The organism is Fusicatenibacter saccharivorans (assembly GCF_015557635.1).
Taxonomy (GTDB): Bacteria; Bacillota; Clostridia; order Lachnospirales; family Lachnospiraceae; genus Fusicatenibacter; species Fusicatenibacter saccharivorans.
Genome location: NZ_JADNOP010000002.1, coordinates 199,248 through 222,869 on the forward strand (window position 1 = coordinate 199,248; position 23,622 = coordinate 222,869).

At 51.5% G+C, this 23,622-nt stretch carries 19 protein-coding genes; 3 read left to right on the plus strand and 16 right to left on the minus strand.

Going from position 1 to position 23,622, the window contains the following annotated elements:
* Window positions 1–94 precede the first annotated feature (94 nt).
* Together I2G42_RS02805 and gpr are read right to left on the minus strand one after the other, a co-directional pair.
* Entirely contained in the window at window positions 95–1,501 is a 1,407-nt protein-coding gene (locus I2G42_RS02805; RefSeq protein ID WP_243277118.1) for a stage II sporulation protein P, read from the minus strand.
* Window positions 1,502–1,524: 23 nt separating this feature from the next.
* Window positions 1,525–2,412, minus strand: coding sequence for a GPR endopeptidase (gpr, locus tag I2G42_RS02810; protein WP_055218620.1), 888 nt, complete (start codon window positions 2,410–2,412; stop codon window positions 1,525–1,527).
* Window positions 2,413–2,593: 181 nt separating this feature from the next.
* Between gpr and rpsT the strand changes: the two genes are divergently transcribed.
* Window positions 2,594–2,857, plus strand: a complete 264-nt coding sequence (rpsT, locus tag I2G42_RS02815; protein WP_022462214.1) for a 30S ribosomal protein S20 — start codon at window positions 2,594–2,596, stop codon at window positions 2,855–2,857.
* 328 nt (window positions 2,858–3,185) lie between these two features.
* Here the strand turns inward: rpsT and holA are convergent, their stop codons facing one another.
* The 11 genes from holA to argC form a co-directional block, all read right to left on the minus strand.
* The gene (holA, locus tag I2G42_RS02820; RefSeq protein WP_055227342.1) at window positions 3,186–4,169 is read right to left on the minus strand and encodes a DNA polymerase III subunit delta; all 984 of its coding nucleotides are present in this window, start codon (window positions 4,167–4,169) and stop codon (window positions 3,186–3,188) included.
* Window positions 4,170–4,240: 71 nt separating this feature from the next.
* The gene (locus tag I2G42_RS02825) at window positions 4,241–6,514 is read right to left on the minus strand and encodes a DNA internalization-related competence protein ComEC/Rec2 (RefSeq protein ID WP_195530708.1); all 2,274 of its coding nucleotides are present in this window, start codon (window positions 6,512–6,514) and stop codon (window positions 4,241–4,243) included.
* On the minus strand, window positions 6,511–7,434 hold the full coding sequence (locus I2G42_RS02830; protein ID WP_055218615.1) for a GerMN domain-containing protein: 924 nt from the start codon (window positions 7,432–7,434) through the stop codon (window positions 6,511–6,513). The genes I2G42_RS02825 and I2G42_RS02830 overlap by 4 nt, the downstream gene beginning before the upstream one ends.
* Window positions 7,435–7,446: 12 nt before the next feature.
* Window positions 7,447–8,913, minus strand: coding sequence for a sensor histidine kinase (locus tag I2G42_RS02835; protein ID WP_055218612.1), 1,467 nt, complete (start codon window positions 8,911–8,913; stop codon window positions 7,447–7,449).
* Window positions 8,870–9,559 (minus strand): response regulator transcription factor, encoded by a 690-nt coding sequence (locus I2G42_RS02840; RefSeq protein WP_055218609.1) that lies wholly within the window; start codon window positions 9,557–9,559, stop codon window positions 8,870–8,872. The genes I2G42_RS02835 and I2G42_RS02840 overlap by 44 nt, the downstream gene beginning before the upstream one ends.
* 17 nt (window positions 9,560–9,576) lie before the next feature.
* On the minus strand, window positions 9,577–10,281 hold the full coding sequence (locus I2G42_RS02845; protein WP_195530709.1) for a helix-hairpin-helix domain-containing protein: 705 nt from the start codon (window positions 10,279–10,281) through the stop codon (window positions 9,577–9,579).
* Between the two features lie 113 nt (window positions 10,282–10,394).
* Window positions 10,395–10,826: a DMT family transporter gene (locus I2G42_RS02850; RefSeq protein ID WP_055218605.1), complete on the minus strand. Its 432-nt coding sequence runs from the start codon at window positions 10,824–10,826 to the stop codon at window positions 10,395–10,397.
* A 292-nt stretch (window positions 10,827–11,118) separates the two neighbouring features.
* Complete coding sequence (locus tag I2G42_RS02855; protein ID WP_055218603.1) at window positions 11,119–12,309, minus strand: aspartate aminotransferase family protein; 1,191 nt, start codon at window positions 12,307–12,309, stop codon at window positions 11,119–11,121.
* A complete protein-coding gene (gene argB / locus I2G42_RS02860) occupies window positions 12,296–13,192 on the minus strand; it encodes an acetylglutamate kinase (protein ID WP_055218602.1) in 897 nt (298 codons plus the stop codon). The genes I2G42_RS02855 and argB overlap by 14 nt, the downstream gene beginning before the upstream one ends.
* A gap of 108 nt (window positions 13,193–13,300) precedes the next feature.
* Entirely contained in the window at window positions 13,301–14,524 is a 1,224-nt protein-coding gene (gene argJ / locus I2G42_RS02865; RefSeq protein WP_195530710.1) for a bifunctional glutamate N-acetyltransferase/amino-acid acetyltransferase ArgJ, read from the minus strand.
* 99 nt (window positions 14,525–14,623) lie between these two features.
* Complete coding sequence (argC, locus tag I2G42_RS02870; RefSeq protein WP_022462202.1) at window positions 14,624–15,664, minus strand: N-acetyl-gamma-glutamyl-phosphate reductase; 1,041 nt, start codon at window positions 15,662–15,664, stop codon at window positions 14,624–14,626.
* A gap of 281 nt (window positions 15,665–15,945) precedes the next feature.
* On the opposite strand from argC, the gene I2G42_RS02875 reads away from it, so the two are divergent.
* Window positions 15,946–17,178: an argininosuccinate synthase gene (locus I2G42_RS02875; protein ID WP_055218598.1), complete on the plus strand. Its 1,233-nt coding sequence runs from the start codon at window positions 15,946–15,948 to the stop codon at window positions 17,176–17,178.
* 139 nt (window positions 17,179–17,317) lie between these two features.
* Here the strand turns inward: I2G42_RS02875 and I2G42_RS02880 are convergent, their stop codons facing one another.
* Genes I2G42_RS02880 through I2G42_RS02890 form a run of 3 tightly spaced genes read right to left on the minus strand, consistent with a single transcriptional unit; the run spans window position 17,318 to window position 21,198 of the window.
* Window positions 17,318–19,135, minus strand: a complete 1,818-nt coding sequence (locus I2G42_RS02880; RefSeq protein WP_195530711.1) for an N-acetylmuramoyl-L-alanine amidase — start codon at window positions 19,133–19,135, stop codon at window positions 17,318–17,320.
* Window positions 19,136–19,150: 15 nt separating this feature from the next.
* Window positions 19,151–20,335, minus strand: coding sequence for an iron-containing alcohol dehydrogenase (locus I2G42_RS02885; RefSeq protein WP_082426140.1), 1,185 nt, complete (start codon window positions 20,333–20,335; stop codon window positions 19,151–19,153).
* Between the two features lie 23 nt (window positions 20,336–20,358).
* Window positions 20,359–21,198 carry a carbon-nitrogen hydrolase family protein gene (locus I2G42_RS02890; RefSeq protein WP_195530712.1) on the minus strand — a complete coding sequence of 280 codons (840 nt, stop codon included), beginning with the start codon at window positions 21,196–21,198 and terminating at the stop codon, window positions 20,359–20,361.
* Window positions 21,199–21,841: 643 nt separating this feature from the next.
* Between I2G42_RS02890 and I2G42_RS02895 the strand changes: the two genes are divergently transcribed.
* A complete protein-coding gene (locus I2G42_RS02895; RefSeq protein WP_173829715.1) occupies window positions 21,842–23,605 on the plus strand; it encodes an ABC transporter ATP-binding protein in 1,764 nt (587 codons plus the stop codon).
* Window positions 23,606–23,622: the final 17 nt, after the last annotated feature.

Sequence of the window (23,622 nt, forward strand, 5' to 3'; positions counted from 1 at the left end):
TTTCCCTACGATACCAGATTGCTCCATATTTCGTACTCCCGCAATCTGTCTATTTTGTATGATACGAAATTCCACTCAAAAAAGCAAGATAAATTTATCCGCCTGATGCCGGACTTTTGCCCGACAGAACTTTATGCAGGATATCCGAAAACGGCCCCATTGCATTTTTCACCTCCTCGACCGTATTCGTCTGCGCACCAACCTCGAGAAGAACAGATCTCGGGCGGAGATGGAGGTTGTAGCGGTAGCCTTTTAAATAGATACAGCGTGAAAAGCCGGGATAATACTGTTCTGCCTCATACTCCATCTGAAAGGAAAATGCAAGGTTTTCCGCCTGATACGGATTGGGCAGGCTTGTCAGTTCGCCGCTTTCTTTCGTGCGGGAAAGGCCGTTGAAAAACATGATCTGCGCGGTCGGCTTTCCGTTGATTTCTGTCACAAGACGTTTTGAACCATTGACCCCGTCCCGGTGCAGGTCGATCACGACCTGAATGGACGGGTGTTCTTCCAGCGCCGCTGCGATGACCGGCTCCGCGTAGTTGTAGGCGCGGCTCCGCTCGAGACAGCCTTCTTTCATGTCAAATGCCTCTGTAATATGAAGCACTTCGTATCCGTACTGCTTTTCCAGAAGCTCCTGCAGATCATCACCGAGGCCGATTACCGTGTCCGCTCTTTCTCCCGGCCGGGAATCGGCGAAGGTTTCCTGCGAATGGGTATGATAGATCAGAATCTGCGGGCCTTCGGCATTTTCCGGCAGGGTCAGGTCTTTTCCGAGCAGGGTGCTGCCGTCGATCTCGCCCGGCAGGACCGAAGTGTTGGGATCGACAACGAAGAAGCGGTTCAGGAGCGCCTGCTGGTCAGCAAGAAGGTCAGGGGAAATTGTCTCCTGAATCGTGTCGGCCTCCGGGTAGAGAATCTCACGCGGTGCGCCGCCGGTTTCGATGGTCTCCTCCGGGACAGACTGCGGCGCTTCGGGTTCTGCCGTTGATGCCGACTCTCCGGCTGCCGGTTCTGTGATTCCTGTTTCCGTCTGCTCCGGCTCCGTGATTTCCATTCCATCTTTTTGAGTTTCATCTTTTTGAGTTCCATCCTTTTGATCTTCCTCAGTTCCCTGCTCCTTCGATTCTGTCTGCCCTCTTTCTGCTCCCGGTCCCGGATTCGAATCCTGCTTCGCCGTATCCGTTTCCGCTGCTTCTGTCCCGGCAGACAGCGTATTCTCTGCCGTGCTTCCCTCCCGAAGCGCCGGTATCTGATCCCGCACTGCCGCGAGGAGATTTTCCATCCATCCCCTTCCGTCCTCTTTTCCGTCATAAAAAAGAAGCGGCATCATCACATCCACGGATAACTGCTCCGCCTGTGCTGCCGCCCGCTGCAGCAGAACTTTCCCCTCTGAGAAATGATTTTTCCGGAGAACCGCTGCACTGCGGAACAGCAGTATACTGCAGGACAGGAAAAGACATCCCCATCCGAACCATCGTCCATTTCGCCTGGCATTCCACATATTATCACCATATTCATGATATGTTACAGTTCCCCGGAAAATGCCTGATTCATACCTGCCGCAAGAACCCCGGCCAGGCGGCGGACCATCTCGTCGATCTCTTTTGTCGTCACGTAAAGGCTTTCGAGCGCCGGTGAAATGACTTCTCCCAGAAATTCATCCATCTCGGACTCCTCCAGCGATTCCAGAACGCCTGCGACGGCATCGTGGACGATCGTTCCTGCCCCTACAACGGTCGGCACACCGATTCCGATGACCGGCACGCCGAGCGTCTCCTGATTTAAGGCATTGCGGTGGTTTCCGACGCCCGAGCCCGGCCAGATTCCGGTGTCGGCAAGCTGGATCGTACAGTTCAGCCGGTGAATACTGCATGCGGCAAGGGCATCCACGGCGAGAATCACATCTGGATGGGTCTGTTCTGCCGTTCCGCGCAGGATTTCCACTGCCTCCATGCCCGTCTGTGCCATAACGCCGGGAGCAAGGGCACTCACTTCCCGGCCCTTCTTTCCGTAGGTGCGCACCAGATGGCGCGTAACGTTAAGCTGCTCCACCGTCTCCGGCCCGAGCGCATCCGGCGTGATGCCGCGGTTGCCGAGGCCGGCCACAAGAACGGATCCGCACGCTTCCGGCACCATTTCCATCAGACAGTGGGAAAACTCCTCCGCCGCTTTCCGGCTCTCCTCCTCGTCTGCCGTCAAAAGCAGCGGCGCTTCGATCGTCACATACGTCCCTTTCGGCTTTCCCATCATTTTTGCACCCTGCTCCGATGTGATTTTCACAATGGTTGTCTGAATTTCCGCCTTTCTTTTCTTCTTCTCAATCTCGACCCCGGAGATCTCCACATGGTCCCTCTCAAATTTTTCCTGATTCTCCATCGCCAGGTCTGTCCGCATCCTATACTTTCCTATCATACTTTTCTCCTTCTCCTGTATTTTTGTTGTAGTTTTTGCAATTTTCTCAAAAATATGTATTGACAAACCATGCGAAATATTATAGGATAATAAAGCATGTTTCAGTGGAGCGCCCGTGTCTGTTCCATTGAATAACATCCCTTAAATCACATTAATTTTAAAAATATTGGAGGTGTACAGTTTGGCTAACATTAAATCCGCAAAGAAAAGAATCCTGGTAAATCAGACAAAGGCAGACCGCAACAAAGCAATCCGTTCTGCAGTTAAGACTTCTATGAAAAAAGTAGATGCTGCTGTTGCTGCAAACGATAAAGAGGCTGCTGCTGCTGCATTAGTAAATGCGATCTCTACCATCGACAAGGCTGCTTCTAAAGGCGTTTATCATAAAAACAACGCTGCCAGAAAAGTATCCAATCTGAGCAAAGCTGTAAACTCAATCGCATAATAAAGATATAAATCAAAGAGAACTTAGTCATACCGTCATGTGGCTGGGTTCTTTTTTTTATGCTTACCAAAAGAGTGCGCCGCGACAGATCTTTTGATAAACACAGAACAAGGCGTATCGGCCAGTTTTCCTGTACCGGTACGCCTTGTTCTTTTTATAGCAATCCCCGAAAATAATGCAAAAAATTCAGCACCGCAGAGCGTGAATTACTGCGTCACAGATTTTCGTCGTACCCCGGTACGCCTTCAAATCTGTTCCTTGCAATTCGCGCTCAGCAGCACTGCCTTTTTTGCATTATTTTCGGGTCTTGCTATAGAAAACTCTGCTCTTACGCCGCCCTGCTGTATTTCGTAATCAGCAGCTCCACGCTCAGCAGATCGGAAATTTTTCCCGTCTTCACGTCCTCTTCCATCTGCACGCAGTCATTGACCGCCGCTTTTAATTCCTCCGCCGCATACTGGCGCGACATGGGAATATAGTTCCGCACAACGAAGCTCTGCAGTCCCGTCCGTTTTGCGATCGTCGCCTGATCGCAGTGCTCTGCCAGCAGCTCTTTGACCTGCAGCAGCAGATTGAACTGGCGTGCCAGCAGAAAGAGAATCCGCATCGGCGGCTCCTTTAAAGCCAGCAGATCCTGATACAGATCGAGCGCTTTCCGCTGCTTCTTCTCCGTTACCGCGCGGATCATCTCGAAAATCCGGTTCGTAATCTGCGTTGTGCAGACTGCCTCGATATCCGCCCGCGTGATCACATCTCTTCCCATCGTATAGCTGAGCAGTTTTTCCAGCTCCTGCGAGATATTTCCCATATCCGTGCCCGTCTTTTCCAGAAAATCTTCCATATCCTGGCGCGTGATCTTTTTTCCCTCTTTTTTCATCATGCCGAGTACCCAGGTCATCAGCGTCTTTTCGTCCTGACGAGCAAATTCCACTGCTCTTCCCTGCTTCTGCACCGCCTTGTACATACGGTTCCGCTTATCAACTTCCTCCTCCACGAAGATCAGCACCAGATAATCCGGCAGGGATCCCATGTAGTCTGCCAGCGCGTCGGCTTTGTTTTTGAAAAATCCCGTATTTTCCAGCAGAATCACACGGCGGTCCGCAAAAAACGGCATCGTCTCCGCAAGGTCAATCACTTTGGGAATCTCGGTTCCTTTTCCCTCAAAGCGGGAGAAATTCATCGTGTCGTCCTCCGGCAGCAGTGCGTTTTTCAGCTTGTTTTTATACTGATGCTTCAGATAGGCTTCTTCTCCGTAGAGCAGGTAGGCCTGCTTAAAATTCTGCGTTTTGATATCTTCTAAAATGCTTTTCATTCCATCCTCTTTCTTTCGTTCCGGCAGAAGCACGTTTGCGCAGTGCCGCAGCAGCCGGAGCTTTTGACCATTCAGGAGACGGGAAATTCCACATCCGACCGGTATCCGTGAACCGCCAGGCGGTCACGCTTCAACTGTACTGTCACGGCTCCATCCACCGGTGTTCCGTAGATATGGCTTTTGCAGGCACGAAGCCGCTCCAGCAGCTCCCGGTGCGGATGGCCGTACCGTCCCGGCCACGCGCAGGAAATCAGGCTGATCTGCGGCTGTATGCGGTTCAGAAATGCCTCGCTCGTTGAATTTCTCGAGCCGTGGTGCGCCACCTTTAAAATCTGGCACCGCTCTGCCGCCCCCAGGACCTCTTCTTCTCCGCTTCCCTCCAGATCTCCCGTCAGAAGTGCGCGGCAGGCACCGCAGGAAAGCTGTAATACAACACTTCCGGCGTTTTCCTCTCCCGTATAGTCTTCGTCCGCTCCCGGATGAAGCACCGATACGGTGAGTTCTCCTGCACGGATCTCGTCTCCCTTTTTTAGATATTCTACCATAATTCCCGCTTTTTGTGCGGCTAAAATAAAAGGATTTTCTTTTTCGCTTCCTTTCATCCACACAGGCAGGAACAGATGGCGGATGCGAAGCGCCGTTTTCTGCTCCCCGATCATCTCCAGCAGTTCGAGGATTCCGTTCGTGTGATCTGCGTCCGGGTGCGTGACAACAACGGCATCAAGAGCGGCAATGCCGCGCTGTTTCAGATACGGGAGAATCCTTTTTTCCCCGATCGCAGACGCACTGCTGCTCCCGCCGTCATTCAGCATCAGAAAACGGCCGCTCTCCACCACCAGCGCATCGCCCTGGCCGACGTCCAGCGCTGTAATGGAAAACGTTTCCCGGGGACGGTAAAAAAGCAGAACACAGGCAAAAAACATGGTAATACCAAAGAGCATCCGCTCCCGCCTTCGTGCCTGCGCACCTTTTCGTTTTGCCCCATCCGGATTCATCTCCCGTTTTCGTTTTCGCACATACAGTATCACCAGCAGACCGGTCAGAATGATTCCATATCCTGCCATCTGCCATTTTTCCGGCTGACCGCAGATCCACACATTTCCCGGAATCTGTGCGACCGCCGCTGTCATCTGCCGCAGAAGTGTGAGCAGGAACCGCGCCGGAAGCAGAACAACACTTCCCGCTTTCACACTTGCCAGTCCCGCCAGAAGCCCCGCAGCACCCGTCAGCAGCACCGCCGTCATGACAGCTCCTGCAAACAGATTCGGCAGAAACGCAAAGAGCGGAATCTCATAAAAATACCACGCCTGCAGCGGGATCATGACAAGCTGCAGGGAAAGGTACACCATCGCAGCCTCTTTCCCTTTCGCCGCAAGTTTTTCCAGCCCCGTTTTTTCCCCGCGTCTCTTCCGTTCCGCCTTCTCCCCCGCCAGAACCGGATAAACCCCGGAAATGGCTGTTACTGCTCCAAACGAAAGCCAGAACCCGCTCTGCTCCAGATACGAGGGATTTTCCGCCAGCATCAGAATTGCCGCAAGAGAGAGCGCACTTAAGGAATCATACGTCCTTCCCACTGCGACAGCTCCCATCCGCACTGCAAACATCACCACTGCACGCACGGTCGCCGTTCCGCTGCCGGTAAACATGCCATACAGCACCATACCGGCGGCCGCTGCCAGAGACGCGGGAGTTTTCGGCAGATGCAGCGCCATCAGCAGCCGTCGGAGTGCCATGCCGAGCAGCATCAGATGCATGCCAGAAACGGAAATCAGGTGCAGCAGACCGCTCTGCTGATACGCCAGATACGTCTCCTCCGTGAGTTCCGACCGTTCCCCGAGCAGCATCGCAGAAAGCACACCTGCCTCCTCCTCCGGCATCATTTCTTTTAAAACGGCACAGCACCGCTCCCGCTCCAGCCGGAGCGCTTCGCCGAGATTCCACCGCCCGACATCCACAACTTCCTCCCGCTCCGAAATCACGTAGAACGCACAGCCTTTTCCCTCATAATATGTTTTCTCATCAAACATCCCCGGATTGCGCGGGCTTTCCGGCTTTTTTACAGTTCCGTACACCCGCACAGCGGCTCCGACCGGCAGATCTCCCCGCTTTGCGAGCAGATAAATTTTCCCTTTGCTTCCCTCCCCGCGCAGCACATACCCGTTATTGCTGCTCTTTTTCTCATACGTTTCAATTGTCCCTGCAATCCACACCTTCCTGCCCTGCTGCGCTTTGTTTTCGTATTTGGGGTCAGAAAAAGGCGTGCCAAGAGGCACGCCCGCAATCTGCAGCAGCACAAGCACCAGCATGAATCCAAGACACGCCAGGCACATGGGCCGTTTTCTCATATATCTTTTTCCTCCAGATAAGACAGGTCTTCCTCGTAGAACTGATTGAGTTTCATCGTTTCACGGAAGGTTACATCGCTCTCTCCGTTGATGGAAAACTGCACCTTATCCACCTTACAGTTCGCCGTGATGGAATCCACCACCGCATAAATCGGAATCTGCTCCGCCACACTCGAAAGCGCAGAATCCTTAAAAGATTTGTCAAAATTCACATAGGCAATCCGATCGGATGTCGTGACACTTAAGACATTCATCGTATCCGGCAGCACTGCATAGTGGCCGTCTTCTTTCGGTCCCTTCATCAGCTGCTCCACCACGACACGCTCCAGCGGGATGTTCGTGCTGTACGGCACCCGCCGCGTCTCCTTCACAAGATGATCGCCTGCTTCATTTGCAAAATACAGTGTCAGCGTCGCATACTGATACTGATAAATTTCCCTTCCGGAATTTTCCAGAAAGCTGTCCGCCGTCATCGTTCCGATCTCGCGTCCTTTGGAATCCTTTAACGGATCCCCGTCGATCAGAAGCGTCACGCGCTCCACCTCCGGAACCTGCACAAAGGTACGCACCAGTCCTGCACGCACCAAAACCTCCTGCGGCCGCGCAAGCTCTCCGTACTCTCCGCTTAAGTTCAGCGTAAGGAGCCCGTTCTCCAGCGTATACGTCTTGATGGAAATCCCATTGGAAAGAAGTGCCTGGTTTCCGTCCTTGGCAGGTTTCTCCTGCAGCGCGTCAACCAGCTCCTTGATCAGTTTCTGATCCGTTCCTTCTTTTGGTTCATACGGCTCCTGCACCAGTGTTGTGCCGGTTTTGTCCAGGCAGTACAGGTGATACGCCGACTCCTTCTGGCTCTTCTGCCACTGCCCGCAGCCGCTAAGAAGCAGCACGCCGGCCAGCAGTACGCCAAGTATCCGTTTCATGTGCGCCACCTCCTACATCACGTAATTCAGAGGAATCCGCACGGAAAATGTCGTTCCCTCGTTTTCTTTGCTGTATACACGGATCGCTCCCCGGTGCATGACAATCGCGCTCCGCGCAATCGCAAGGCCAAGGCCGGTTCCGCCGATTTCCCGCGAGTGGGACTTATCCACGCGGTAAAAACGCTCGAAGATATGCGCAATCGACTCCTCCGGGATGCCGATGCCGGAGTCTGCCACCGTCACGTAGAAATATTTGTGATCCGCATTTAAGGATACACGCACCCATCCATTCTCGTTGTTGTACTTGATGCCGTTTTCGATCAGGTTCGAGAACGCCAGCGAGAGCTTCGTCGCATCCACCTCCGCATTGACCGGGCGGAAGCTGTCGAGAATGAGCTCCACATTTTTCTGTGCGGCAATCGGATGAAGCCGCTTCAGCAGCTGCTCTAACAGCTCGTTGATATTGACCTGGGTGATATTGAGGTCTGCCACCTTTTTGTCCATCTTGACCAGCGACAAAAGGTCGGTAATAATCTGGTTTTCGCGGTCGATCTCCGAGGTAATATCCTGCATGAACTCCTGATAAAGTTCCACCGGAACGCCCTCCTGCCCGTTCAGCGAATCCGCCAGAACCTTCATGGACGCAAGCGGCGTCTTTAACTCATGCGAGACGTTCGAAACAAATTCCTGGCGGGAATCGTCGAGCGTGCGGACGCGGGTCAGCATCTTGTTGAATGCGTCCGTGATCAGCTCTGTCTCGAGGTAATCCGGAACAGAAATGCTTTCATCAAGATAGCCATCGGTGATGTCCTCGATGGAACGGGTGACCTTCTGGAACGGCTTCATCAGAATGCCCGCGAGCAGATAGCCAAAAACCAGCACGAGAAGCGCAATGATCGAAAGAATCGTCATTCCCTTCGTCTCCAGAATTTTCATATTCGCACGGATCTCATCCGTCGAAATGCTGACGAGCATAACGCCGAGCGTCTCCTTCGTCTCGGTATTCTGAATCCGCACCGTCATTTCCAGATAGCTGTTTTTCCGGTCGTACTGGCTCGTCTCCTTGCCCTGAAAGCTCTGGATGACCTCCTGCGAGATAATCGTCTTTCCGCGGTCCATATCGTACGTATCTTTGATGACGCGGAAATCCTGGTCAATAATCAGGATTCTGCCGCCGTAGATATTCGTCAGCATACTGAGCTGTCCGTTGATGACATCCGATCCAGGATCTTCCATGTAATTCTGCTGGATGAGCTGGTTGCAGATAATATCGCACTGATTTTTTACGGTAATACTGCGCACCGATACCGCACGGTCCTCATAGCTGTTTACGATGCTCTTCTCAAGGATCACACACGGTACAATGCCGATGATCACAAGAATCACCGTGATGCGGAAGCGCAGACTCCGCAGAAACTTCCATTTTTCTTTGTTTTTAAGCCTGGAAATAGTAACCAACTCCCCACTTTGTGTGAACATACTTCGGTTCACTTGGATTTTTCTCGATCTTTTCGCGCAGACGGCGGATATGTACATCTACGGTGCGCACGTCGCCCGGGTACTCATAGCCCCAGACAATGTTCAGCAGGTTCTCTCTGCTGTACACCTTGTTCGGATTGAAGACGAGAAGCTCGAGCACATCGAACTCCTTCGCAGTCAGATTGATCTCGCGGTCTCCGATGAAGACTCTTCTGCCCTCGCAGTCGATCCGCAGGTCTTTCACCTGTACGACTTTTGCTTTCTCTTCTTTTGGCTCCTGGCGGGCCGCACGGCGCATGATGGCCTTGATGCGTGCTTTTACTTCCAGAATGTTGAACGGCTTTGTGATGTAATCATCTGCGCCGTATTCCAGTCCCAGGATTTTGTCCATGTCCTCGCCCTTTGCGGTCAGCATGACGATCGGAACGTTGGAAAATTCACGGATCTGCTGGCAGACGGACAATCCGTCCAGCTTTGGCAGCATCAGATCCAGAAGGATCATATCGTATTCTTTTTCTTTTGCCATGGAGAGTGCTTCCTCGCCGTCGTATGCGCAGTCAACCTCCATGCCGTCCTGCTCCAGGCTGAAGCGGATTCCTTTTACGATCAGTTTTTCATCATCAACTACAAGAACTTTCTTTGCCATTTCTTCTCCTTCTTGTTCTAAACCTCGATAGAACCCCTTATCTTTTCAAACATCTTTTCCTTGATGCCCTCAATGTTCATAATCTCCTCAATCGAACCAAACGGGCCGTTTGCTTCGCGATAGGCGATGATGGCATCCGCACGGCTCTCTCCGATGCCGGAGAGTGTCATCAGTTCTTCTTTTCCGGCCGTGTTCAGGTTGACTTTGCCGGAACCGGAAGCCTGCTCCGTGCCGCCCGTATTCTGCTGCGGTGTTTCCGTGCTTTCCATGTTTTCTGCCTCCTCGCGCGTCCAGACGGTGATCTGCTCTCCGTCTTCGATTTTCCGTGCAAGATTGAGGATTTTTTCTTCAGCATCCGGCAGAAATCCGCCTGCCGCTTCCACAGCCTGCACTACGCGGCTTCCGCCCGGCAGCGTGTAGACACCGGGGGAAGCGACCGCACCGCAGATATAAACCTGCACCGTTTCTTCCGGTGCTGCCTCCTGTGCCTCACGTTTTTCTGGAATGCCTGTGGTTTCTCCGGCGCTTTTTTCGGAAACCGTCTGCTCCTCATCCACTTCCTTCTGATTCCCGAAAACGGTTTCCGCCGTGCTCCCGCCTGTGCTATCTGACAGTTTGTATTCTGTATCCCTGTGGTTGCATCCGCAGAGCAAAAAAACCAGCATCGCCGCCAGTATTTTTGCATGTTTTCTGCCTCTGTTCTGCTGTTTTTTCAATTTCATGCTGTGTACTCCCTTCCGCTTCGCATCTGACGCGCAAGGGTCCCTTGTGTACGCATAACTACGTTTCTATTGTATCGAAGAAACCATAAAAATACAAGTAGAAATCTTAATCGTTATTCCCACTGAAACACTACAATTCCCACAACTGCCACTGCCATGCCGAGCAGCTTGCGCACGGTGAAATCCGTTTTTTCCATACCGAAAAGGCCGAACAGTTCAATCAGCCACGCCGCTGCGAGCTGGGAAATGACGATCAGCATCGCCGCCTTCGCCGGGCCGAGCCCTGCCATACTCCAGATAACCGTGATCGTGATAAACGCGCCAATTGCCCCGCCGAGCAGCAGATACCACGGCTTTACGCGGAACAGATCCCCGATCGGCTCCCTCCCGGTGATGCACCATGCCGCAAGACAGACGGCAAACGCACTAATCTGCACCCAGCCGGCCGCCAGCCATGTACTCGTCTGTTTCGTCACCTCTGTGTTGAAAACGCCCTGAATACTCATCAGTGCGCCGGAAAGCAGCGCTGTTAAAATTCCCGCCATTGATTCTTCCTCCTGCTGTTTTTTTATGTACTCTCGGAGTCTTTCTGCGCTTGATTTTACGAGAAGATTTTTTGTCAGTTGTGCCCAAATTTCTGAGGCGTACGCGGTGCGTACGTTGATGAAATTTGGGTGCAGTTGGCGGAAAATCGGCCGTAAAAGCAAGTGCAGAAAGGCCCCGAGAGTACATTTTATACTATTCCTTTTTTCCCCGTTTTTATACAGAATTCAGGGACAGCAGGAAAACAGCCGCCCGGTCTCCTGCATAGGAAACCAGACGGCTGTCTATTTCACATTACTGTAATGCTTTCTCCAGTTTTTCAATCATCTCATCGATGTCATCTTTCGTAATCACAAGCGGCGGTACCATACGAAGAACGTCGCTTCCGGCGGAAATCACAAGAAGTCCGTTCTCAATCGCGCGGTTGATGACTTCTCCGACCGGACGGCCCGTTACGACAAGGCCCTGCATAAAGCCTTTTCCACGGCGTGCTGCGAGGCAGTCATATTTTTTCACCAGCTCGTCCAGCTTTTTCTCCAGATACGGAGCCGTCTCTGCTACATGCTCTACGACATGCTGTTTCTCATAGCATTCAAATACAGCATTGACAGCCGCGCAGGCCAGCGGGTTTCCGCCGTATGTCGTTCCGTGGTCTCCCGGAACGAGCGAATGCTCTGCCGTCTTTTTATTCAGCACGAAGGCGCCGACCGGAACGCCGCAGCCAAGTGCTTTTGCACACGTCATGACATCCGGCTGTACGCCGTAATCCTGCCATGCGAACAGTTTTCCCGTTCTTCCCATACCGCACTGGATCTCGTCGAGAATCAGCAGGATGTCGTGCTCGTCACACAGATCGCGCACGCCCTGTAAAAATTCTTTCGTTGCCGGATAGATACCGCCCTCGCCCTGTACAGTCTCCATGATGATCGCACATGTCTTGTCGGTAATCTGTGCCTTTACGCTCTCCAGATCATTAAAATCCGCAAATTTAATGCCGCCGATCAGCGGTTTGAACGGATCCTGATAATGCGTATTTCCTGTTACAGAAAGCGCTCCAAGGCTTCTTCCATGGAAGGAATGGTTCATCGCGATGATCTCATGATCGTTGCTGCCGTCTTTTAAGTAAGCGTATTTTCTCGCTACTTTGATGGCTCCCTCGATCGACTCCGTACCGCTGTTCGTAAAGAATACTTTATCCATGCCGGATGCCTTCGCCAGCTTTTCTGCCGCGGAGCCCATCGGAACATTGTAGAACAGGTTGGAAACATGGATGACTTTGTCCACCTGGTCTTTCACTGCTTTTTTATAATCGTCATTGCTGTAGCCGAGCGCATATACCGCGATACCTGCCGCAAAGTCCAGATATGCTTTTCCGTCGGTGTCATACAGATGAACGCCCTCGCCGTGGTCGATCACGAGCGGGAACCGGTTATAGGTGTGGAGCACGTACTGCTCGGTCTGTTCCATATACTCATTCGTCTTCATGATTGAATTTCTCCTTGTTTTCCCCTAAAATAGCCGTACCAATTCCTTTGTTCGTAAAGATCTCAAGCAGCAGGCAGTGCGGGATTCTTCCGTCCATGATGTGGACTCTCGATACGCCGTTCCCGATCGCATCGATGCAGCCCTGCAGTTTTGGAATCATGCCGCCGCCGACATTTCCGTTTGTGATGAGATCTCTTGCTTCCTGTACGTGGAGCTCGGAAATCAGGCTCTCCGGATCCTTCGGATCTTTGTAGACACCCTCGATATCGGTCAGGAATGCCAGTTTTTCTGCATTTAACGCCTCAGCGATGGCGCATGCCGCGTCGTCTGCGTTGATATTGTAAGTATTGAAATCATCATCCATGCCGACCGGGCAGACAACCGGAAGGAAGTCGTTCTCCAGAAGATCGTACAGCACCTTCGGGTTTACGTTCTTGATATTTCCAACGAAGCCGATATCCTCGCCCTTGGACAGCTTCTTCTCTACATTTAAGAGTCCGCCGTCTTTTCCGCTGATGCCGACAGCATTAACTCCGAGTGACTGAATCATGGTGACAAGCTCTTTGTTGACCTTATTCAGCACCATCTCTGCCACCTCCATCGTATCGGCATCCGTTACACGAAGGCCGTTGACGAATTTCGGTTCCATGCCGACTTTTCCGACCCAGCGGCTGATTTCCTTTCCGCCGCCATGTACGATGATCGGTTTGAAGCCGACCAGTTTCAGAAGAACTACGTCCTGAATGACGTTTCTCTTTAACTCTTCATCCACCATTGCGCTTCCGCCGTATTTGATGACAATGATTTTGCGGTTGAACCGCTGAATATAAGGAAGTGCCTCGATCAGCACATTTGCTTTGTCCAGATACATCTGATTTACCATGATTTTTTCCTCGCTCTCCTCTTTTGATTCCTGATTCTGCTGTACCGGAAATACGGTTTCCCGGCACTGTTTCGTTGTATTCCCTCAGAATTTTTATCCGACTATTTTTCAAGAACGGTAATCCGCATTAATTTTTACATAGTCGTAGGTCAGGTCGCAGCCCCATGCCGTTGCTGTCGCCTCTCCCATGTGGATATCGGCGGTCGCAGTTACTTTCGGCTCGGAGAGGATCTTCGTTGCCTCCTCCTCGCTGTAGTCAACGGCAACACCTTTCGTGATAATCTGCAGTTTTCCGGCTACGCTCTCAAAGTAGAGGTCTACATTTTCCGGATCGAATTTTGCTCCGGAGTAACCCATCGCGCAGAGGATTCTTCCCCAGTTGGCGTCATGGCCGAAGATTGCCGCTTTCGTCAGACTCGATGTGATGACGGATTTTGCCAGTGTCACGGCCTGCTCTTTGCTCTCGGCTCCCTGAATCGTCACTTCGAACAGTGCGGTTGCGCCCTCGCCGTCGCCTGCGATGTGCATCGCCTGTGTTTTATTGACTTCAAAGAGTGCTTCTTTGAAAATCTTGTAATCCTCGTTTTCTTCCGTAATTTCCGGGTTTCCGGCAAGACCGTTTGCCAAAAGGAGAACGGTATCGTTTGTGGAAGTATCACCGTCTACGGAAACCATGTTGTAGGTGTCCGGTACGACTTCGCTCAGTGCTTTCTGCAGCATCTCTTTCGAAATATTTGCATCGGTTGCCACAAAGCTCAGCATGGTGCACATATTCGGATGGATCATTCCGGAGCCCTTGCACATGCTGCCGATCGTTACGGTTTTTCCGCCGATTTCGATCTGAACAGCAACTTCCTTCGGCTCGGTGTCGGTTGTCATGATCGCCTGTGCTGCTGTAGCTGCGGCTTCTCTTGTAGCTGCAAGCTGCGGTTTCAGCATTTCCACGCCGGCTGCGATCTTATCGATCGGGATCTGTTTTCCGATAACACCGGTCGATGCAACGAGTACAGAATCTTCCGGAATCGAAAGTGCTGCGGATGCCGCTTCTGCGGTCTTTTTACAGTAGCCATAGCCCTCCTCGCCGGTGCATGCATTGGCAATACCGCTGTTGCAGACGATAGCCTGTGCATTCGGATGGTTGTATACGATCTCCTGATCCCATTTGACCGGAGCTGCTTTTACAATATTGGTCGTAAAGGTTCCTGCTGCTACGCACGGTACTTCACTGTAAACGAGTGCCATATCCTTTACACCCTGTTTTTTAATTCCTGCCGCACCGCCTGCTGCCTGAAAGCCTTTTGCAGCGGTAATGCCTCCTTCGATTTTCTTCATTATTTTATCCTCACTTTTTACATTCTATTGTAACAATTCAGAGTTCATCTTGATTTTTCTTACGCTGTATCTCGATGTTACCTTTCCGACGTTTCCTCATTACGGGAACATCGGCGGCATGCACAGGCCTTCGTTTTCCGGCAGACCGAACATCAGGTTCATATTCTGTACCGCCTGTCCTGCTGCGCCTTTGACCAGGTTGTCCATCGCACCCATCATGATGATTCGTTTCGTTCTCGGATCGATCTTGAAGTTGACATCCACATAGTTGCTTCCCTCGACCCATTTCGTCTGCGGGCAGACATCCTTATCGAGAACACGTACAAACTGCTCGTTGGCATAATACTTATCGTAAACGGCTTTAACCTCTTCATAGGTCACATCTTTTTTCAGGGATGCGTATGCCGTTACGAGAATGCCGCGGTTCATCGGAACAAGATGCGGGGTGAAGTTCAGGGTGATCGGGTAGCCGGCTGCATAGGAAAGCTGCTCCTCGATCTCCGGTGTGTGGCGGTGGCCGGCAACGCCGTATGCCTTGATGTTTTCATTGACCTCACAGTAGAGGTTGTCCACTTTCGCTCCTCTTCCTGCTCCGGAAGTTCCGGATTTTGCATCGATGATGATGGTGTTGCCATCAATGAGATCTTCCTTTAATAAAGGATAAATCGAAAGAGTCGAGCAGGTCGGATAGCATCCCGGGTTTGCCACGATGCGCGCCTGTTTTACTTTCTCACGGTTGATCTCGCACAGTCCGTAAACCGCCTCGTCGATATACTGCGGGGATTTGTGCTCGATCTTGTACCACTCTTCATACGTTTTTACATCTTTAATACGGAAATCGGCGCTCAGGTCGATGACCTTTACTTTCGAAAGAATTTCATCATTTACCAGGGAAGCACAGAGTCCCTGCGGAGTTGCTGTAAAAATGACGTCTACTTCCTTTGCAAGCTGCTCCATGTTGTCGTCCTTGCAGACATCGTCTACTAACTGAAACATATTCTGGTAAACCGACGCATATTTCTTATCGATATAGCTTCTGGAACCATACCATTTAATCTCCACATCTTTGTGTCCCAGGAGAATACGCACCAGCTCGCCTCCTGCATATCCTGTAGAACCGATAATTCCTGCTCTGATCATACCTTTTTCTCCTTTTTCTTTCGCCCGTTTTCTTGTCTTGCCGGACATTTTTTCTTTTCTCTTTATGATAGCTCAATTATTTTCTTTTTTCAATGAAAAATCTTTGTTTTCTGCTGTCATATACCGTCGATTGCATAAGTATACACCTCAAATGTATATTATGCAAGTTTTTTTTGAATTTCTGAAAAAAAGCTTGCATAATCCTGTCGTATGATGTATATTTTAGTCATTGACGATGCACCGCGCATATAGGTGCACGAGAAATCCAAGGAGGATCTTACATTATGAAAGAAAAAGTTGTACTTGCCTATTCCGGCGGACTTGATACTACTGCCATTATTCCGTGGCTGAAAGAGACCTTTGACTACGAAGTAATCTGCTGCTGCATCGACTGCGGCCAGGGAAACGAGCTGGTTGGCCTCGATGAGAGAGCAAAACTTTCCGGCGCTTCCAAATTATATATCGAAAACGTTATCGACGAGTTCAGTGAAGACTTCATCATGCCGTGCGTAAAAGCAGGCGCTGTTTATGAGAACAAATACCTGCTCGGTACTTCCATGGCACGTCCGGTTATCGCAAAGAAACTCGTTGAGATCGCAAGAAAAGAAGGTGCTGTTGCCATCTGCCACGGCGCTACCGGTAAAGGAAATGACCAGATCCGTTTCGAGCTCGGTATCAAGGCCCTTGCTCCGGATATCAAAGTAATCGCTCCTTGGAGAATGACCGATGTATGGACCATGCAGTCCCGTGAAGACGAGCTGGCTTACTGTAAAGCACACGGCATCGACCTTCCGTTTGATGCAAACCACAGCTACAGCCGTGACCGTAACCTGTGGCACATCAGCCATGAGGGACTTGAGCTTGAGGATCCGTCCAACGAGCCGAACTACGACGATCTTCTCGTACTGACCACTCCTCCGGAAAAAGCTCCGGACGAAGGCGAGTACGTAACCATGACCTTTGAGGCCGGCGTTCCGAAGACCTTAAACGGAAAAGAAATGAAAGTTTCTGAAATCATCACCGAGCTGAACAAGCTGGGGGGAAAACACGGCATCGGTATTGTTGATATCGTTGAGAACCGTGTTGTCGGCATGAAATCCCGCGGTGTTTATGAGACTCCTGGCGGAACTATCCTGATGGCTGCACATGAGCAGTTAGAGGAGCTGATTCTCGACCGTGAGACCCTGAAAACAAAGAAAGATCTCGGAAACCTGCTTGCTGAGGTTGTTTACGAAGGAAAATGGTACACTCCTCTGCGCGAGGCAATCCAGGCATTCGTTGATGTAACCCAGAAATACGTAACAGGCGAAGTAAAATTCAAACTGTTCAAAGGCAACATCATCAAAGCCGGCGAGTCTTCTCCGTACAGCCTGTACAATGAGTCTCTTGCTTCCTTCACCACCGGCGATCTCTACGATCACCACGATGCAGACGGATTCATCACACTGTTCGGTCTGCCGCTGAAGGTTCGTGCGATGAAAATGCAGGAGCTGGAGAAAAACAACAACAAATAAGATCTGTTCCTATGGATTCCCAAAAGAAAGCGGACTCGCTCCGCTTTCTTTTTTTTGCATACAAAAAGGACCCGCCCATTTCAGGCAGGTCCCTTTGTTGCCAGGCATATCAATAATTGGTCCAGTGGACCAATTTTGATTATTCGTAATATGCGTCGATTCCGTCCGCAATTCCCTGTGCCATCTTGTTTCGGTAATCCTCGGTTGCCATCAAACGGTCCTCGGAAGGATTGCTCATGAAGCCAAGCTCAATGATCGTGACCGGAATGGTACTCCAGTTGATGCCGCTCATGGAATCGGTGTAAATCACATCGCGGTTCTTCGCACCGGTGTCTTTGCAGAATGCTGCGATCATCTTCTGGGAGAGCTTCTGGCTCTTGCTGATCACATCACCGGAAAGATACGTATTTCTGCTGCTCGGTGCCATCGTGAGTGCTCCGTAAACCGACTGGTTCGAATCGCCGTTCGCGTGTACACGCACGAGAATGTCTGCTCCGTTCTGCGCGGCAAGTTTTGCACGCTCGGAGTTGCTGATATTGACGTCGTGCGTCTCGCGGATCATGTAAACATCGTAGCCGCGCTCCTCAAGGATATCGCGTACCTTTAAGGATACCGCAAGGTTCAGCTCATACTCATTGATGCCGGTTGCCACACCGCATGTTCCGGAAGCAACCTTCGCCTTATAGGTCGATGATCCCGGTCCGATCGGCTCTTTCTCGCTGTTTCCTCTTCTCTGGTGTCCTGCGTCGATTGCCACGCAGATATTTTTGCTGTTCCGGCGGACACCGTTTTTATCAACGTAATAGCCGTCGATGTAGGTATCCTTATAGATGCCTCCCCAGCTTCGGAAGTAATACGTTTTTCCGTCCACTTCCTGCCAGCCGTTCTTGTAAATACCGCCCCAGCTCCTGAAGTAATACGTTGCGCCTTTGATCGTTACCCACTGGCTCTTATACATGCCGCCCCAGCTCTGCAGGTAATACCAGTTATTATCATACCACAGCCATTCACTGTGCATCATTTTGCCGTCCTGCCTCAGATAATACCAGTTCTTGTCATACAGCAGCCAGCCTTCCCCTTTTGGGGTTCCGTTGCTGTCCATGTAATACCAGTCACTGCCCTTGGCCGCCCAGGCGTTCACGCGCATGCCGCCCCAGCTTTCAAAGTAATAATCAACGCCGTCAATCGTCTGCCAGCCGGTACTCATCACACCGTCTGCGTCTACATGGTACGTTCTTTTATCATGCACAAACCACTGATTCGTTCTGAGGCTTCCGTCCTCATTCAGATAGTACCATGTTCCGCCGACTTTTTTCCAGCCCTGGAATCCGGCTCCGCCCCAGCTCTCGAAGTAGTAGAGCGTTCCGTCAATCTTCTGCAGTCCGGTGCTCATCACACCGTTTTCATCTACATGGTATGTTCTCTTGTCGTGAACGAACCATTCATTCGTTTTGACGCTTCCGTCCTCGTTCAGATAGTACCATGCCCCGCCGACTTTTTTCCAGCCTTTGTATCCGGCTCCGCCCCAGCTCTCAAAATAATAGAGCTTTCCGTTGACCATCGAAAGACCCGTGCACATGATTTCGTCTGCATTCAGATAATATCTCCGGTTCAGATGGGTGATCCACTCGCTGGCGGCCATCGTGCCGTCCTCTTTTCTGTATTTCCAGCTTCCGTCCTCCTGTTTCACCCAGCCGGCAGGAAGTTTCTCTTCCGGCTCCTGTTCGTTGTCCTCACCTGGAATCGTAACAGCCGGCGTCTCGTTTTCCGAAGTACCGCTCTGCTCCTGCACTGCCGCTTCCTCATCCGAATTCTGCTCGGAACTTTCCGTCTCATCCTGCTGCCAGGTTACGGCCGTGCCGTCATTTTCTGCTGCGCTTACCCTTGCTGGAAGCGCCCAGCCTCCTGCCGCAACGGCCGCTGCGATCAACAGTGCTGCGATTTTCTTTTTTGCCATCTGTTTTTCCTCCTTTTATCGCGCCATCTGGTAAATCTCATATACTTCCTGTGCGCCCAGCTTGCGGATGCGGGACAGTTTTACAGTGTCCTGCTGTGTTGCATCCATGGAAAGGGCACGCAGATCCTCATCCGACGGGTTCGGGATATCAAGCTCATGCAGGGAGGTCGGCATGCCGAGTGAATGGAAGAACGCTACTGTGCGCTCAATGCCTTCCGTTGCCCGTTTGTGATCGCTTCCCTCTGTGATGCCCCAGACTTTTTCTGCAAACCGTGCAAACCGCCAGAGAACCGTCTCCTCATCGTACTGGTATTTCGCCCAGGCACCCCAGACTGCCGCTAGGGATGCGCCGTGTGCTACATCGTATTTTGCACTTAACGCATGGCCAAATTTATGTACCGAAAAATCTTTGCCGCGTCCGCACTCCGTCAGTCCATTGTGTGACAGGCTTCCGCACCACATGATTTCCGCCATCGCATTGTAATCGGATGGGTTTTCCAGAACCTTCGGTCCGTTTTTGATTACGGTACGGAGGAGTCCCTCTGCGATCTCGTCCGTCATCTCGCACTGGCTCTCCGGAATGAAATAGCGCTCCATCGTGTGCATCATGATGTCGGTTACTCCGCAGGCAATCTGGTATTTCGGCAGGGTTGCTGCCAGCTCCGGATTCATGATGGCAAATTTGCAGCGGTTGAACGGCGTGTTGATGCCGGCCTTTTTGCCGATTGCCTCGTTTGTCAGAACGGCTGAATCGCTCATCTCGCTTCCGGCTGCCGGTATCGTCAGAACCGCTCCTACCGGGAGAGATTTTGTCAGCGGTACTTTTTTCGTCCAGATATCCCAGAGTGCCTCCGCCGGATTTGCAGCTCCATGCGCAACGGCTTTTGCGGTGTCAATCGAGCTTCCGCCGCCGACGGCAAGAATAAAGTCTGCCTGCATTTCCACTGCTTTTTTCACACCCTCCTCGGCAAGGGCAAGTCTCGGGTTTGGTTTTACGCCGCCAAGCTCTTCAAAGGCAAGGCCCTCTTTTGCAAGAGATGCTTCCACTCGGTCCAGAAGACCGCTCCGTTTTGCACTTCCGCCTCCGTAAACGACGAGCACCTTTGTGCCGCCCCATTTCTTTACCTCAGCGCCTGCCTGGTTTTCGGTCTCTTTTCCGAACACGACTTCCGTCGGGGTATACTGTATAAACTGATCCATCTTCTTATTTCCTCCCTGCATTTTTATTCTTCATAAATCCGTACGTTTCCCGAGCTTACACGGTAAAGATCGTCTCTCCTGTTTTCCAGAGACGGGATTTCATTTCTTGTCCGCTCCAGCACTTCCGGATCCAGCTCTGCGATGAGTACCTGCGGGGTATCATCTGCCTCCGCAAGAATTTCGCCGTCCGGCGCAAGGATCATGGAATGGCCGTACGCCTCAAACCGCGCTTTCTGGCCGCACTGGTTGGCGGCGAGCACGTAGCATCCGTTTTCAATGGCGCGCGTGCGCAGCAGTGCTTCCCAGTGGCGCTCTCCCGTTGCTTTCGTAAAATCCGCCGCTATCAGAAATGCATCTGCTCCGGAGGATGCCATCAGCCGGTACTGTTCCGGAAAGCGGATATCGTAGCAGATGCTCATGCCGAACAGGCCAAGCGCCGTGTCCGCAAGAACAATTTCATTTCCCGGGCAGATCTCGTGTGATTCTTCGTAGGAGACACTGCCCGGAATATTTACATCAAACATATGTATTTTGCTGTATTCTGCAATCGTTTCTCCATCTGGTCCGAACAGAAACGACGTGTTGGACGGACGCCCCGGATGGCGCCGTACCGTCATGCTGCCACAGTGCAGATAGACACCGTACCGTTTGGCAAGGCTGGAAAACCGGCGGCTGACGTAGCCCGGCACTGCACTTGCGTGGCCCGGCATGTCTGCTCCCGTGTATTCTGCGGTCTCCGGGAAAAGAATCAGCTTCGCTCCCTGTTCCGCCGCCTCCCGCACATACTGCTCGGCCATACGCATATTTTCATTCATATCCGGCCCGGAATCCATCTGCACCAGACCTGCAATTATTTTTTCCATCTTTTTGTCCCCTCGTTTCACATGTTATCTTGTGATTTTTCCGCTTATACTCTCGTTTATTATATCGCATATTCCCCAAAACAGCTACCCAAATTCGCAATTTTCATACCTTTTGCAGCTTTTATTTTTTAATTTTTGAAAATAACAATTGACAAATCCAGAAAACAGGAGTAGCTTAGAACCATAAGCTGTCGTGTTCGATCAGATGCGGCAGAAAAAATCATGAAAGGAGAACACCACTTATGATCAATCTTATTTATGCATCCAGCGTAAAACAGAATAAACTTCGTATGGCGATCAAACCAGGTGGCTGCCCTTCTTTCGAAATTCTTTGTAAGCATTAACTCTGCATAACAAATCTCTATGCATTCTTTATGCCTGCTATTTCGCACAGAAGGCGCGGTACGTTGATACTGCGGCTTTTTTTATTGCTATAAACAGTACGAAACCGTTCTTTCCGGCTTCGCTCCGTTTCCGGCAGGCAGATTCCGCGGTCTTCTTACCGCATCGATTCCCTTCTTTTATATACAAACGCAGCCTTCGCTTTCGTTTCCCGTTGTTCCGTTCCCACACTTACGGAGCTTTTGAAAGCCTATGTTCTGCCAGACACCCAAACGACATCAATGAGGAGGTTTTAACATTCATGAAGAAAAATCCAATCGGTAAGTACCTGCTCCAGAACTGGTACTACTACGTTTTCGCTTTTGGTTCCATGGCCTTAAGTGTCTTTCTCGATATGCTCGCGCCGCTTGTCACGCTGCACATCGTGGATGACGTGCTGGTCGGTCACAAAATGGAACTGCTCTGGAAATACCTTGCCGCCTTTCTTCTGATCGGTGCCGCAAAAGCCCTGTTTCAGTACATCAAAGAATTTTTATTCGATGTCAGCAGCGTCCGCGTCGCCAGCCAGATGAGGGGCAACCTGTTCCGCCACGTCCAGCGGCTTTCGGTGGAATACTTTGACAAAAACAATACCGGCGAACTCCTCGCCCGCGTGCGCGATGACGTCGACCGGATCTGGGATATCCTCGGCTTTGCCGGCATGCTGATCTTAGAAGGCCTGATCTGTATCATGATGGCAATGGTCAGTATGGTCAAACTGGATCTGCCGCTGACACTCGTCTCCGTGGCGATCCTTCCTTTCGTCGCAGGCATCGCAATCCGCCTCGAAAAAGAACTCGACCGTGTCTACGATGCCATCAGCGAAGAAAACGCCGTCATGAATACCGTTGCACAGGAAAATCTCGCCGGTGTCCGCACCGTCAAATCCTTTGCACGGGAACCGTATGAGATCAAAAAATTCCGGAAACACAATCAGAAATACTGCGATCTCAACATGGATCAGGCGCGCGTCCTGATGAAATACGATCCCGCCATCTCGTTTCTTACGAAGCTGATGCGCGTGCTCGTCCTTCTCGCGGGCGGCTACGGTGTCATCCACGGACGCATTACGCTCGGTGTTTTAACGGCCTTTATGGAGTACACCTCCAAGATCACCTGGCCGATCGAAAACGTCGGCTGGCTCGGCAACTGCTTCGCTTCTGCGATTGCTTCCAACAAGAAGCTGAACAAAATTCTCGCAGAGGAGCCGCAGATCGCAGAACCGGAAAATCCGGTGGAGCTTTCAAAACTTCCGGGTGACCTGGAATTCCATCACGTCGATTTCTCCCTGCATGACACACCGATTCTGCAGGATATCGACTTTACCTTAAAGCAGGGCCACACACTCGGCATCATGGGTATGACGGGTTCCGGAAAAACAACCATCGTCAATCTGCTCGAGCGTTTTTACGATGTCACCGACGGTTACATCTGTCTCGACGGCCACGATATCCGCACCCTGCCGCTGCGCACCGTGCGCGATACTTCTTCCGTCGTCATGCAGGACGTCTTCCTGTTCTCAGATACCATTTCTGAGAATGTCCGCCTCGGCAGCCGCAGCACGATGAAATCCGAGGAGGTACATAACGCTGTCTCCGCTGCATGTGCTTCCGAGTTCGTCGACCATCTTTCGGATCAGTACGAAACCGTCATCGGCGAACGCGGCATGGGACTTTCCGGCGGTCAGAAGCAGCGTCTTTCCATCGCACGCGCCCTGGCAAAACAGGCTCCGATCCTCGTACTGGATGATTCCACCTCGGCGCTCGATATGGAGACCGAATACGAAATCCAGAGCCATCTCGCCGAGAAAAAAGATGTTTCCAAGATCATCATTGCCCACCGCATTTCTTCGGTGCAGAGTGCCGATGAGATCCTGTATCTCGATCACGGACGCATCGCCGAGCGCGGCACGCATGAGAGTCTGATGGCACAGAAAGGCCTGTACTACTCCACCTGGGAGGCTCAGTACGGTGATTACCATAAAGCAAAGGCAGCCCTCGAGCAGGCACTTCCTGCCAATGCTTAATTCAATTTAATCTGTTA